The organism is Leucogemmata humicola, from assembly GCF_055379415.1.
Map to the genome: position 1 here is coordinate 5519102 of NZ_AP040875.1, position 12856 is coordinate 5531957.

At 62.6% G+C, this 12856-nt stretch carries 13 protein-coding genes; 5 read left to right on the forward strand and 8 right to left on the reverse strand.

All coding sequences use genetic code 11. The features are described 5' to 3' along the window. The first annotated feature begins 84 nt into the window (after positions 1 to 84). Positions 85 to 2961, forward strand: a complete 2877-nt coding sequence (locus AC6H4Z_RS23735; RefSeq protein ID WP_497544452.1) for an AfsR/SARP family transcriptional regulator — start codon at positions 85 to 87, stop codon at positions 2959 to 2961. A 24-nt stretch (positions 2962 to 2985) separates the two neighbouring features. On the opposite strand, the gene AC6H4Z_RS23740 is transcribed toward AC6H4Z_RS23735, so the two are convergent. The 3 genes from AC6H4Z_RS23740 to AC6H4Z_RS23750 all read right to left on the reverse strand — a co-directional run bounded on the left by AC6H4Z_RS23740 (position 2986) and on the right by AC6H4Z_RS23750 (position 4988). Continuing rightward, positions 2986 to 3366, reverse strand: a complete 381-nt coding sequence (locus AC6H4Z_RS23740) for a globin domain-containing protein (RefSeq protein ID WP_497544453.1) — start codon at positions 3364 to 3366, stop codon at positions 2986 to 2988. A gap of 97 nt (positions 3367 to 3463) precedes the next feature. Next, on the reverse strand, positions 3464 to 3883 hold the full coding sequence (locus tag AC6H4Z_RS23745; protein WP_497544454.1) for a globin family protein: 420 nt from the start codon (positions 3881 to 3883) through the stop codon (positions 3464 to 3466). 187 nt (positions 3884 to 4070) lie between these two features. Continuing rightward, a complete protein-coding gene (locus AC6H4Z_RS23750) occupies positions 4071 to 4988 on the reverse strand; it encodes a Kelch repeat-containing protein (RefSeq protein ID WP_497544455.1) in 918 nt (305 codons plus the stop codon). A gap of 12 nt (positions 4989 to 5000) precedes the next feature. Here AC6H4Z_RS23750 and AC6H4Z_RS23755 point away from each other — a divergent pair, with 12 nt between their 5' ends. From AC6H4Z_RS23755 to AC6H4Z_RS23765, 3 genes are all read left to right on the forward strand, one after another. Next, the gene (locus AC6H4Z_RS23755) at positions 5001 to 5570 is read left to right on the forward strand and encodes a hypothetical protein (RefSeq protein ID WP_497544456.1); all 570 of its coding nucleotides are present in this window, start codon (positions 5001 to 5003) and stop codon (positions 5568 to 5570) included. Between the two features lie 776 nt (positions 5571 to 6346). Further along, complete coding sequence (locus tag AC6H4Z_RS23760) at positions 6347 to 7006, forward strand: trimeric intracellular cation channel family protein (RefSeq protein WP_497544457.1); 660 nt, start codon at positions 6347 to 6349, stop codon at positions 7004 to 7006. 69 nt (positions 7007 to 7075) lie between these two features. Next, the gene (locus AC6H4Z_RS23765) at positions 7076 to 7555 is read left to right on the forward strand and encodes a c-type cytochrome (RefSeq protein WP_497544458.1); all 480 of its coding nucleotides are present in this window, start codon (positions 7076 to 7078) and stop codon (positions 7553 to 7555) included. 111 nt (positions 7556 to 7666) lie between these two features. Here the strand turns inward: AC6H4Z_RS23765 and AC6H4Z_RS23770 are convergent, their stop codons facing one another. The 5 genes from AC6H4Z_RS23770 to AC6H4Z_RS23790 form a co-directional block, all read right to left on the reverse strand. Beyond that, complete coding sequence (locus AC6H4Z_RS23770) at positions 7667 to 8104, reverse strand: BrxA/BrxB family bacilliredoxin (RefSeq protein WP_497544459.1); 438 nt, start codon at positions 8102 to 8104, stop codon at positions 7667 to 7669. A gap of 44 nt (positions 8105 to 8148) precedes the next feature. Then, complete coding sequence (locus tag AC6H4Z_RS23775) at positions 8149 to 8508, reverse strand: co-chaperone GroES (protein WP_497544460.1); 360 nt, start codon at positions 8506 to 8508, stop codon at positions 8149 to 8151. Positions 8509 to 8545: 37 nt separating this feature from the next. Beyond that, the gene (locus AC6H4Z_RS23780) at positions 8546 to 9892 is read right to left on the reverse strand and encodes an APC family permease (protein WP_497544461.1); all 1347 of its coding nucleotides are present in this window, start codon (positions 9890 to 9892) and stop codon (positions 8546 to 8548) included. Positions 9893 to 10092: 200 nt separating this feature from the next. Then, a complete protein-coding gene (locus AC6H4Z_RS23785) occupies positions 10093 to 11028 on the reverse strand; it encodes a hypothetical protein (protein WP_497544462.1) in 936 nt (311 codons plus the stop codon). 68 nt (positions 11029 to 11096) lie between these two features. Then, on the reverse strand, positions 11097 to 11648 hold the full coding sequence (locus AC6H4Z_RS23790; protein ID WP_497544463.1) for an RNA polymerase sigma-70 factor: 552 nt from the start codon (positions 11646 to 11648) through the stop codon (positions 11097 to 11099). A gap of 128 nt (positions 11649 to 11776) precedes the next feature. Here AC6H4Z_RS23790 and AC6H4Z_RS23795 point away from each other — a divergent pair, with 128 nt between their 5' ends. Further along, positions 11777 to 12853, forward strand: coding sequence for a FecR family protein (locus AC6H4Z_RS23795; RefSeq protein ID WP_497544464.1), 1077 nt, complete (start codon positions 11777 to 11779; stop codon positions 12851 to 12853). Positions 12854 to 12856 lie beyond the last annotated feature (3 nt).

The following is a 12856-nucleotide window of genomic DNA, read 5'->3' on the forward strand; positions in this document are numbered from 1 at the left end:
GTGTCGGGCGAGCCGCCGCATGCGGGCTCGCGTACGCGGCGCTATATTAGCCGCGCCTGATCCGCGCGATCTCACCATGTCAACATGTTGATTCAGCGACACTTCCGACTACGATCGCTCGGCCAAGTCTCGCTCGTCTCCGTCGCCGGTGACATCGAGACCGCCGTCAGCGTTCGCCCTCGGCATCTCGCTGTCTTGGCCGTGCTGATCATGGCATCACGCGCCGTCGCGCGAGACACGCTGGTCGAGATGTTCTGGGGTGGAGAAACGGAGACACGTGCGCGCCACTCGCTCAGCAACGCCCTCTCCGGCCTTCGTTCTCTTCTCGGACCCGAAGCCATCACGGCTCGGACCGACTTCATCTCGCTGAATAGCGAAGCGCGTCTCGAGTCCGACGTCCTTCAGTTCGTCGCCGCCTGCGAAATGCGCGACGATGCGACCGCGGCGAGCCTCTACGCCGGACCCTTTCTCGAAGGCGTCTACGTCCCGGACAGTCCCCAGTTCGATCAATGGCTCGCGCGCGAGCGCGGACGACTCGAACGCCAGTTCCTCGAACTGTGCGAGCGACACGTTCCCGGACTGCTTCGCGCAGGTCAGTGGTCCGACGCCGCTTCGATTTGCGAGCGCTGGGTCGCCGCGTCCCCTCGCTCTGCCAGCGCCTTCACCGCGCTACTCGAGGCACACGCCGGTCCCGATACACCCGCCGCACTCACGACCGCGATCAACACCTACGAACGAACGCGCGAGTCGCTGCTCGAACACCATGGGGTTCGCGTTGCATCATCCGTGACCGAACTCGCGGCGTCGCTGCGCGAGCGACTGGCGGCGAGCGATCGTGCGTTCACCCACACTGTAGCCCCAGAACGCGTACATCATCGCGTCGCATCAGCGCCAGCAAGCCGCCATCACGTAACAACCATTGACCCGACAACGAGCCGGCGCGCCGCGACCTGGTTCGCAACCGTTGGACTCGTCCTCGTTCTTGCAGTTGCCGCGCTGTGGACACTGCGACGCCCGACCGCAGTCGCCGCTGAGGCAAAGCATCCCGTCGTTGCGGTAACCACGATCGACGATGTTCGCGGCGACAGCTCCATCGCGTGGCTACGTGCTGGTCTCCCGCGGCTCATCGCCAGCGATCTCGGCCAACTCGGCGTCGTTGACGTCGTTGCGCCATCGCGGGTACGCGAGGTCGTCGCGCGACTCGCCGGTTCGAGCACTACGCGGCTCACCGAAGAGCAGGCCGTCGACGTCGCGCGGCGCGTCGGTGCAACGTGGGCAATCATCGGCGGAATCTCCGCGGCGAAGGGCGGCTATCTGCTCGACGTCACCATGCGCAAAGTGGGCGACGCCGGCGAGACCGAAAGCTTTACGATCCTCGCCGCAAATCCGATCGAGCTTGGACGTCTCGCCGCCGATCGACTCGCCTCAATACTCAACGTGTCGCCCGGCAGCGGCGCGGCGCGTTACTCCGGTGTCGGCACAGCCAATCCCGAAGCGTACCGTCGATTCGTACGCGGAATGCTGCTCAACGACGCCGAGCAGTTTTCACCGGCAGCTGTCGAATTCGACGCGGCCATCGCACTCGATTCCGAGTTCGTCGACGCCATTCGTGCGCGACGAACCGTGGCCTACATGCTCGGCGACGCGAACTCCATGGGTCGCCTGCGGCGCCTCGAGCAGCGATACGAATCGCGCCTGCCTGCGATCGAACGACTCACCGATGAAGTGCTGAACGTCGACAGTCTTGGTGAAACGGAACGAGCGGACGCGCTGTCACGACAGATGGTGCAGCGTTTTCCGCATGACCCGCGCGCGCACAGCGTGCGTGCCGACTACCTCGTGCACCACGGACGATGGGCCGAATCGGACACCGTCCTCGTGCGCGAACTATCGCTCGACTCGCTCGCCATGGTCGCTGGCGACGGCCCATGCACGCCCTGTGAAGTGCTGTGGCGTCTCGCGCAAACGCGCATTGCGCTAGGCGATCCAGTCGGCGCAGAAACCGCAGCGCGGCGTTGGGTCGCGCTTCAGCCAGATCTTCCCGCCGCGTGGCGCAATCTGTCATCGACGCTTGCCGCCGTCGGTCGGTCCGCAGAGGCAATTGAGGCGGGCTATCATATGGTCGCGCTCTCGAACGAGCCGCCGACTGCCACACAATTTGGCCGGATCGCAATCTCTGCTCGTCGCTTCGATCTCGTCGATTCGTTGCTGCGCGCGTGGCAGGGATCGACGGATCCTGTCCTCGCCGAGAATCGATACGACCTCGAGATGATGGTTCGTCGCGAGCGCGGGCAGTTCGCTGCGTCGGTGCGCGATCGTCTGCCGCCAACGAACGGACTGTCGTTGGTGCAGGCAGATGGCTTGGCGCGAATTGGTCAGCTCTCAGAGGCGCGCGCGATTTTGGAGGCGTCGGGTCATCGCAAAGACACGCCGGAAGGTTGGCACCTGACTCCGACCGGCGCGCGCGGATTCACCTGGGCACACGCGATAGAAGCCGACATCCTCATGCGCGCCGGCGATACACTCACCGCCCGGGTGATGCTGGATTCGATTGCGATTTCTGGAAAGCTCAGCTACTACGGTCGCGACAAAAGGCTGAACCATCACGTTCAGGGAATGCTCTATTTCGCCGAAGGCAAATTCGCCGATGCCGAACGCGAACTGCGCGCGGGCGAGTGGAGTGCGAGCGGTTGGACGCGCACCAATCTCGAGCTCGCACGCGCGCAACTCGCTCAGCATCATCCGGCCGACGCCCTGGAGTCGTTGCGACAAGCGCGACTCGCTCCGGTCGACGCCATGGCGCGGTACGTCCCACGCAGCGAACTCGATTGGTATAGTGCGCGCGCCTTCGCCGACTTGGGTCAGCGTGACAGCGCGGCGGTGTATGCGCAGTACGTACGTCAGGCGTGGAAGAACGCTGACCCGATTTTCCGCGTGCGTCTCGACTCTCTACCGCGATAGCACGCCTCGTACGACGAACGCGAACTACGAAGGTTGGTGCGTTCCCGCCGGATGCGCGGCTGCTCGTCGCATGACCGCGGCCAACAGCTCGTACGCCTCGCGCCACGCGGCGCTGAGCTGCGGCGTCCACCGATCGCCGAGTGATTCGCTGAGCGCCCAAAGGAGAGCGGCACCAACGGGCTCGTAGTCTTGCTCTTTCACGCCATACCGAACATGCCGTCGCCCAGAGTCCGCGACTTCGCCAACGAGCAGCGAAGGCCGATCGAGCACGCGAACGATTTCGCTCATCATTGCGCCAAACTTTCGACGTTGCTCGGTCATGTCCGTCGCGGTGAATAGCGACGCGAGTTCGGGCCTCGATTCGAACAGGTGCGCGTAGAAGCCCGCGATCGTTGCATCAGTCACGGGCTGGAGCTCGGCCCAGCTCTCTCTGATTAGGCGTTCAGTTTCTGGACTCATCGCGCCTAAACAATAGGTGACTGGGCACTGAACGCTAGTTCGGTCACGCGGCGAGCTGCCGTGCGCCGCGCTGCATGACCGCCGCGAGGGCCGTGTATGTCTCCGTCCAGGCCGATCGAACCTGCGGAGTGAAGGCCGCGCCGAGCCCCTGTTCGAGTGTCCACAGAAGTGCATCGGCCACGGTCACGTAGTGATCGTCGGTCACCCCGTAACCAGCGTGGCGTCGGCCGAGTGCCTCGACCGCTGGGAGCAGCTCTTCGAGTCGCTGGAGTCCGCGAACCACGACCGTGATGATCTGCATCAGCTTCTTGCGCTGCTCGGTCATGTCCGTGTGGGCGAACATGCGGCGGAGCGATGGGTCGAGCTCAAAGAGTCGAGCGTAGAACAGCTGGGCGGCGGTATCGGCGATCGGCACGACCTGCTCCCAGCTTTCCTGAACGAGGGCGACATCTGAGGCGTACATGGCAAGCTCCAAGTGCGATTTGTGGAAGTCCGGATGAAGAGTCGGCGGCCAACTTTCGGTCGCCGGACGGGGGGAATCCTACGGCCCCCCGTCACTCTGCCGTCTCCACGAAATCACCCGCTTATCACTCGGGCGTGCATTTCGACTTTTTTGCGCGAAAACCTCGTTTGCAGCCGTTCGCGACGGCTCAGGGCTGCCAAACTTCCACGGCTGTCGTCTGTGCAAGGCCCTGCTTCGGACCGCCGCCAATCACGTAGATCTTGCCGTTCGCCGTCACGGCGGCGAGTCCGTGGCGCGGCGTCGGCATTGGCGTTTCGACCGCCCAGGCGTCGCGCGCTGGATCGTAGACCTCGTGATTGTCGAACACGCCGTCAGTGCGTTCGCCGCCAAAGGTGTGGATCTTCCCATTCAACACCGCCGACGCCAGGCCACCCCGCTTACTCGGCATGGGGGCCTTGGTCGTCCACCGATCGTGGGCGAGGTCGTAGGCTTCGACAACGTCGTAGTTGCTCGCCGGGCTGATCGGGCGACCGCCGATGGCGTAGAGAACGTCGTTCACCACCTGGGCCTCGAGATGGTCGCGCTTCGTCGGAATCGGTGCGCGATTGCTCCACGAGTTCGCCTTCGGATCGTAGACGAGCGTAGTGTCGAGGAGCGCGCGCTGTAGTCCGTATCCGCCAACGACTACGATCTTCCCGGCGACGACGCCGGCGCCGGTCGCGCCACGCGGCGCAGGAAGTGAAGCGCGTTCCTCCCATGCGTTCTTTTCAGGACGGTAAATCCAGAGCGTCGCCTTCGGCGTGAACTTCAGGCCATCGAACCCACCGATCGCATATAGCGTATCGTTCAGGACGATGAGCGGCATGTGATGCCGAGGTTCCGGCAGATCGGCGATGCGCTCCCACGCGTTTCGGCGCAGATCAAGACGAAAAGCAATTTTGGTTGTCTCGTTCGTCGAATCGATGCCGCCCGCGACGTAGATTTGTCCGCGGTACAGCACGCCGTGGTGCTCCTGCAACCGTTCCGGCAGCGGCGTTCCCGCCGACCAGCTACCAATCACACCGCTCGTGAGTACCAGTAGACTCGCCGCAGCGACCAACCGCATATTGATCCGCCTATGAAGATGAACGCCAAGAATCTACTCGTCGTCGGTATTGTCGTCGTCGCAGCGTGCTCGAAAGACAAGACCGACACGACCAAGTCTGCTGCGAATCCCAGCACTCCTGCGCCGGCGGCACCCGTCGCAGTCACACCAGCTTCGTACGTCGGCAGCCACTATGACCCCATGCCCGACGGCGTCAGCTACGAATCGGGCACGGTGATCCTCGGCAAGGACGGCAAGCCTTCGTCGTTCGTGCTGTCGCATGTCCGAACGCCCGCGGGACTGATGGTGTGGATCGACGAGGTGCTGCCCAACGACGGCGTGATTCGTCGGCGTGTCGTTCGCGCCGCGGTCGCGGATCCGGACATCACGCCGGGTCAACGCCGCGTCATCGGAACTTGCGGGGTCGACGGGAAGTTCAACGGCGATGTTTTCGCGGTCGTGAAGGAAGTGGGCGGACGCCGCTACACCACGGTGTATCGTGCGTGGCGCGCAAATCCAGCGACAGCCGGTTTCGATTCGATTGCGACGAAGGGCGTGGTGTGCGAAGAGCCCGGCGGCGCCGAGCTACCTGCACCGCGCTAGACGGCGACGTGGGAACTCGAGCTCAGCGCGCGGTATTTTTCGCTTGACAGTTCGTTGATTTTTCTATAGAATCGTTGGCCTGGGAGTCGCGTCCCGATGTTTTACGTCGTTCTTCTGCAGCGTCAGCGCAGAAACAACGACCTTCTCGAAGCCGAATCCGGCTCGAGTCGTTCATCGGGGCGCGATTTTTCGTTTCTCCCAGTCACACTCACTGATCATCTCATGTCCACGATTTCACTCCGCCAATTCGACGGTATGCGACAGACGAGCCGCGCCCAGCGCGTCGTCCGCGTCGCCGAAAATTCGTGGCCGCTTGATGCCCGCGGTGCAGCGATTGTCTCTGGAGAGCGCACGTAAGACCGCACTCTTCGATCAATCGAAGGAGCGTTCTCAAACGCCCCGTCTGCGCCGCCAAGCGCAGACGGGGCGTTTCGGTTTCATCAGCACTTTCTCGTCGTTCGGTCGCCAGACGCGACACTCGAGTAGCAGGAACGCGACTCCCTACTCGCTGTGCCCTCCGTTTGGTTGGCCAACGCTAAACCCTCAACCCTAGAAACACTGTCGGTTCGGCGCGTATGGGCCTTTGCCGCGCGCCACCGGTGTCCGTAGCTCAAGTTCGTCGAGAGAGCGCGGCGTCGCCGTTCGATCATCCCATGGGCCGAAAGCCGGGACCGAGCGGAGCACGACGCCGAGATGCGGGTCAATCCCGCCGGCCCGGTACCCACAGGGTTCTTCGGAGGATAGAGTATCGAAATCTCTTCTCGTTCGAATCAGCCGTGCTTCTCTACACGCTGGACCTGATCGGTGTTGCCGTGTTCTCCTCGAGCGGCGCGCTTGCGGCTGGCCGTAAGCGACTCGACCTGCTCGGCGTGATCGTGCTCGGATTGGTGACCGCTGTTGGCGGCGGCACCATTCGAGACGTGCTTCTTGCGCGCCACCCAATCTTCTGGCTCGCCGATTCGGCGTACATCATCGTCATCGTTGCCTCGGCGCTCATCACCGTCGCATACGTACGTTGGCGTCCGCCGCCGGCAGCCACGCTCCTCTATGCCGATGCCATCGGCCTCGCGATGTTCAGCGTCACCGGCGCGCAAATCGCCGAACGTGCTGGACTTCCGGCGTTGGCCGGAATCGTGCTCGGAACCATCACGGGTTCCGCCGGAGGTGCTGTTCGAGACATACTGAGTGCGGAGATTCCACTCGTGCTGCGTCGAGGAAACCTCTACGCCAGCGCGGCCATCTCCGGAACGGCGATCTACTTCATCCTCGTCAACCTCGGCGCGGCTCGCGGCGTGGCGACTTGGGCCGGTATGATTGTCGTCGCAGGAGTTCGCGTCGCATCGATCATCTGGGGACTGAAGCTTCCCGTCTTCGTCCTCGAGAACGAAGGTGTTTCCGCAAACACAGATCGAACGTCTAAGACGGAGTCTTCGTAAGTAGAGTTAGTGCAGGCGCACCCGCAGGGCTGGCTGTTTCCGTTGGTTTTCACCTACTCTCCCCGCCCCATGAACCTCACGTCCATCGCCCGTCCGACGATCGCACTGTTCGCCGCCGCGGCCATCGCGGCCTGCCACAAGGGCGGCGCGACGACCACCGCCGCCGCGCCTGCGCCGGCTGCTTCCGCGCCCGCCGCGAGCAGCGCCGCTGCACGTCCGGCCGCCTCGAATGGGCTGCCCGCCGGCGTCACCGCCCGCATGGTCGCCCAGGGCGACTCGATCTTCCACGCCAAGTCATGCGTCCGTTGCCACGGCGCCGACGCCAAGGGCGCGAAGAACGGGCCCGACCTCACGAGCTCCACACACCTTCAGGTCGACGGCAGCTACGCCGGCTTCGTCAAGGTCATCACGGACGGCGTTCCGGCCGAAGCGATCAAGGACAAGTCGCACCAGTTCGCCATGCGCCCGCGCGGTGGTCAGGCTCCGTTGCTCACCGACGACGAGATCAAGTCCGTTGCGGCGTACGTGTACTCGCTCAGCCACAAGTAGGGAGCAGGCGCTGGGTCCTAGAGACTAGGCGCCAGATGGCAACAAAAGCGGGGCGCGGCATACGCCGCGCCCCGCTTTCCGTGTTCTAGTGCCTAGCGCCTATCGTCCAGACTAGTCGTTGCAATACCGATTGAAGGCATTCACGAGATCGTGCGCGATCTCGTCGGCCGGCCGGCCCTCGATCTGCCACCGCTCGAGCATGAACACAACCTGCCCGTCCTTGATCAGACCGATCTGCGGCGATGACGGCGGATAGCCGGTGAAATAGCTGCGAGCACGGTTCGTCGCGTCGGCGTCCTGACCCGCGAACACCGTCGTGGAATGATCCGGCTTGATCGGATTCTGCAGCGCGATCGCAACCGCCGGACGCGCCATCCGCGCCGAGCAGCCACACACCGAATTGACGACCACCATCGTCGTACCCTTCGCGTTGGCAAGCTGCGCGTCGACTTCTTCCGGCGTGCGCAATTCTTTGACGCCAAGTCGGGTGAGGTCCTGGCGCATTGGCGTCACGAGACGCTCGTCGTACATCTGCTGAGGTAGTCGCATATTCAGAAACCCCCGTGGGGATTGTGTCGGGTGTTTTGGTATCGCTACTCGTCGCGGACGAGTGCAAGAATCGCGGCCTGCGGTACTACGAGATATCGATCGCCCTCGAAGGTGATCTCGACCGCAGCCTTACGGAAAAACAGCGCGTAGTCACCCTTCCGCGCCTGCATCGGTACGAAGCGCGTGGGACGCTCAGGCGTTCGCCATGGCTCCTCACTCAACGAATCCGGACTCGGCATGGGGAGTCCAGGTCCGGTGGCCATGATCTTTCCGCCCTGCACAGCCTGGTTCTCCACCGCTGTCGGCGGGAGGTACAGGCCAACGTTCGTTCGCTCTTCGCCCTCGTCACACCGTACGAGGACGCGATCGCCGACGACGATCAGCTCCTTGTCATGCTTGATCATTGCTACTCCTTCAGTTCGCTCTCAAAATCCTGCCCTTCTACTCGGAAACATACGGGTCGACAGAAGGGCTTGGCAGAGTCTTGCCGCGGCTGAGTCGAAACACCGGATAGCTGACGATCACGATCGCGAGAGCGTAAAGGCTGTTCTGTCGATCGGCAAACACTGCACTGACGAGAAACCCGATCGACCCAAGGAACACGAAGCCGGTGCTCCATGGATGCCAGATCGCGCGGAATGGACGGTCGGCCTCCGGCTCGCGACGCCGCAAAACGAACAGGGCCGCGAACGACAACGCGTAGGCAGCGACAAAGAAGAACGCCGCGATGCCGATCAGCGTGTTGAACGTCCCCGTCGCGAGGAAGGCAACAGCGATCACTCCAGTCGTGATCATCGAAACCGAGGGCGTACCACCGGCGTTCACACGCGTTGCGATCGACGGCCCCAGCCCGTCGCGCCCCATCGAGTAGAACACCCGAGACGCCATGAGTAAACACGCATTGACCGCGCTTGGCATCGACGCCACGACGACGACGCGAACAAGCACATCGCCGCGTGCACCGAACAGCGCTTGCGCAACAGTTGCGGCGGCCAGCGGCGATCCCGCCAACACGCGCGTCGGTACTGCGTAGAGGAACGCGATGTTGATCAACAGATAGATCGCGGCAACGGTCAACAGTCCGTAGAACATCGAACGCGGAATCTGTCGCGCCGGATCATCGAGTTCTTCAGCAAAGTACAGCGGGCCGGACCAACCGTCGTACGTGTAAATCACCGCCTGCGCGGCGAGCAGGAACGCAGCAAAGCCGGAGGTCACAACCGCTGCCGACGGCGAAATAGGCGGCGGTATGTGCGCACGCCCCGCAAAGACGAAGCACGCGACGACGAGAACGAGGAGTGCAACTGTCTTCACTAAACTCGTGATGCGTTGCGTGACATCGCCCGTTTTCGTTCCGCGTACGAGTAAAATCGTAAACACGATTACCGCAGCCATCGCGATGCGGTTGGCCATCGTCGACGGAAGTCCGACGAGACTCGCCGCCGATTCGCCGAGTACGATCGCAATCGCGGCAGTCGACGCGCACGTCGAGATCCAATCGACCCAGCCGACGAGAAAGCCCGCGTAGTCGCCAAACGCCCGCCGCGCGAAGGGATATTGCCCGGCACTGCGCGGCATCATCGTGCCGAGTTCGGCGAGTGCGTTCGTGCCAAGCAGCGCGTACAGGCCGCCGATCAACCAAATCGCGATGAACGCCCACGCACTGGGCAACAGACCCGCGATGTCGCCTGGTGTGCGAAGAATTCCGCCACCGATCGTATTTCCGACGACGATGGCAAGACCAAACGCGAGACCGAGAATTCGCAGTAGCGACGAAGGACGATTCATGCGCGGTAGCATGCGCCTCGAACGCACGGCTTCGCTAGGGACAAAAAAACGGCGGGGTGAATACCGAGAGCTTCCTCAGTACCACCCCGCCGGGTCTTCAGTGAAGAACCGAACCCCCACCCGGGCCGGCCTCCACTTCATTTGACACACGAGAGAATCGCAACCCTTATCGCTCCCCTCGCTAAGAAAACCCTACGCGATCAGGAGCAGGTCAGTCTGCCGAACGGCAGTGGCAGCGTGCAATTCTGCGTCTCACCGTCGAGCGTGATCACGACCTTTGCCGTCGCTGATCCGTCGTACGTGATCACCTCACGACGCGTCGACGTCGTCGGTGTTTGACCGGTGATCGTCACCGTTCCCGACATCGAGCGAATGATCGTACCGGCCGTCGGATACGGAAGCAGCTTCGACGCCGATGGGAATGGAACCACAACACCCTTTACGGTATCGCCTGCGACGCGCTTTGCCGTGAACGCTCCTTCTTTCGACTTGCCCGTTGCCGATTCAGTTCCAGCAGACGCGCTGTTCATCGTGAGCCCCGTCGTGCCGGCGAGTCCCGTCACCGTCTGCGTGCTCGTCATATCGATCGTGCTCGAGCTGCTATCGTGACGCGTCGACGTGCCCTTCACAGTGGTTGTCGTCGCCACAGAGTTGGTCGTCGAATCAAACTTCGCTTGCGAGGCGCCCGCCGTCGTCTTGAACTGAAGAACGCGCGTGACCGTCAATCCATTGCGCGTCGATGGTGCACACGTGACCAAGCCCGTAGCACTCGCGTAGGTGCAAGACTTATCGTCGCCCGCAAAGATCGATCGGATGAAGCCGTTCCCGATGAATCCACCGAATACGCCGCCGCCCATGAATCCGAGACCGAATCCCGGACCAGATCCTCGGCCGCCAAAGTTGAACGGACCACCGTGACCATGATCGTCGTTGCGTTCGAATTGCGGATTGAACGCGGATCCTTCGTCGCCGACGTAACTGCTGCTGAGATTGCTGTATCCAGCCGGAGCAGCGGAGAAGGCCGAGGCCATGGTTACGGCAAGATTGCTCGCCGGCGCGTTGGTACTCGTGCTGTCGCTACACGCTGCGGCGCCGAGTGCGGCGATCGCTGTCGCCGTGATAACGATTCTCTTCATGCTGACATCCTCTTCTGGGGTTCGCGACTCATGACACCTTAGCGCGGCGCACACCCTGTCGATGTGCGCTACGTCGCTTTCCGTTCCGGGAGCCACGCAGCGAGACGCAGACGAAGATGTCTTAGTGCTTTTCCCATCTGCGACTCGACGGTCTTCACCGAAATTCCGAGCGTGCTAGCGATCTCAGCATAGCGAAGACCCTGACCGCGACTGAGCTCGAACACCTCGCGACACGCGGGCGGAAGTTCTGCCACCGCCGCGGTGAGTGCGTCGCGCAGTTCGCCGGCAACCAGCTGCGATGCGCCCGTCGCATTCATGCTCTCTTCGCCAACGAGCTGCGGTTCTGCACGACGCGCAACATTCGCGTGTCTCAATTGATTGAGCGAGCGATTGCGCGTTGCTCTCAACAAATACGCACGCAACGATTCGGAGATGTTGATCTCCTCACGGCGTCGCCACAGCTCGAGCATGACCTCCTGCGCCATGTCCTCGGCGGCCGCGCGATCGCGGAGCATGCCCTGTGCAAACGCCACGAGGTGCGCGTAGTGCGCACGAAACATGGTATCGAACGCGGCCTGGTCTCCCGACTTCAGTCGTTCGAGAAGGTCGCGGTCATCCATGTCATATGAGTGAGGAGTTCGTTCTGACGGGGAAATCGTCTATTGCCAGCGACCGCGTTCCCGTATACTCCTGGGAGCGTCTCATGATCCGAAATAAGGGTACTCATTTCGTCGCGTGTCGATAGGGTATGATCGACGACCGTTCTTCCGATAACGACAGCGCGAACCCATCCGATTGGGATGCGGTCGCGCGATACCTCGCCGGCGAAAGCTCGGCCGAGGAATCGGAGCGTGTTCGTCAGTGGCTCGACGCGCACCCGTCGGATAAAGCACTCGTCGAGCAATTGAGTTCGGTCGAGTATGGCGAACCGGACGCAGTGGACGTCGAGGGTGCGCTCACAAAGGTTCATGCCCGCATGGAACAACGGGCGGGGTCACCGCGTCTAACTCTCGAGCGCGGTAACGGCGGTCGCGCCGGCAGCCCGTCACGCCGACGATCCGCCGCAGCCGTTCTATTGCTCGCTACCGCAGCAACCATCCTCGGCGTGGTGACACTCAAACGGCCGAATTCGGCCGCTAAGGTGTCGTCTGTTGCCGCTCGAACCTATTCCACCCGAACTGGACAGCGCGACTCGATCATGCTTGCTGACGGTTCGCGTGTCATTCTTGGTCCTGGCAGCCGGTTGACCGTTCCAGCCGACTTCGGGACGGCCGTTCGCGCAGTTGAGCTACAGGGCGACGGCTACTTCGACGTTCGCCACGACACGACCAAGCCCTTCACGGTTCGGGTCGCGAACGCGCTGGTCGAGGACGTAGGCACCACGTTCACGGTCGAAAGCGACGCAGGCGATACGACCTCTGTGTCAGTGCTGTCTGGCAGCGTACGACTTCGTGCGAACGGAACCGCTGCCTCGACTGGCGCGATTTTGGCCGCTGGGGATCGCGGATCGCTCACGGTAGACGGCCAGGTGCGCGCCTACCCGAAGACAGTCCGAAGTGACGACACGACCTGGACGACTGGCCGCGTCGTGTTCCACGATGCCTCCATCGCGCGTATCTCTGGTGAGATTCGCCGCTGGTACGGAGTCGAGCTTCGGGTCGCCGATTCGTCGCTGCTCACGCAGCACGTGACGACGACGTTCGACGACAGCGACTCGATCGATCAGGTTCTAAAGAGTCTTGCACTCGTTCTCGGTGCACGAGTCGAGCGTCAGGGAGACAGTGCAACCATTCACGCAAACCGCGGGTCTTCAATCGTGCGGTGAGTA

Coding starts and splice junctions, on each gene's coding strand:
- AC6H4Z_RS23735 (WP_497544452.1), top strand. CDS start 85: ATGTTGATTCAGCGACACTTCCGACTACGATCGCTCGGCCAAGTCTCG.
- AC6H4Z_RS23745 (WP_497544454.1), bottom strand. CDS start 3,883: ATGTACGCCTCAGATGTCGCCCTCGTTCAGGAAAGCTGGGAGCAGGTC.
- AC6H4Z_RS23750 (WP_497544455.1), bottom strand. CDS start 4,988: ATGCGGTTGGTCGCTGCGGCGAGTCTACTGGTACTCACGAGCGGTGTG.
- AC6H4Z_RS23755 (WP_497544456.1), top strand. CDS start 5,001: ATGAAGATGAACGCCAAGAATCTACTCGTCGTCGGTATTGTCGTCGTC.
- AC6H4Z_RS23765 (WP_497544458.1), top strand. CDS start 7,076: ATGAACCTCACGTCCATCGCCCGTCCGACGATCGCACTGTTCGCCGCC.
- AC6H4Z_RS23770 (WP_497544459.1), bottom strand. CDS start 8,104: ATGCGACTACCTCAGCAGATGTACGACGAGCGTCTCGTGACGCCAATG.
- AC6H4Z_RS23775 (WP_497544460.1), bottom strand. CDS start 8,508: ATGATCAAGCATGACAAGGAGCTGATCGTCGTCGGCGATCGCGTCCTC.
- AC6H4Z_RS23780 (WP_497544461.1), bottom strand. CDS start 9,892: ATGAATCGTCCTTCGTCGCTACTGCGAATTCTCGGTCTCGCGTTTGGT.
- AC6H4Z_RS23785 (WP_497544462.1), bottom strand. CDS start 11,028: ATGAAGAGAATCGTTATCACGGCGACAGCGATCGCCGCACTCGGCGCC.
- AC6H4Z_RS23790 (WP_497544463.1), bottom strand. CDS start 11,648: ATGGATGACCGCGACCTTCTCGAACGACTGAAGTCGGGAGACCAGGCC.
- AC6H4Z_RS23795 (WP_497544464.1), top strand. CDS start 11,777: ATGATCGACGACCGTTCTTCCGATAACGACAGCGCGAACCCATCCGAT.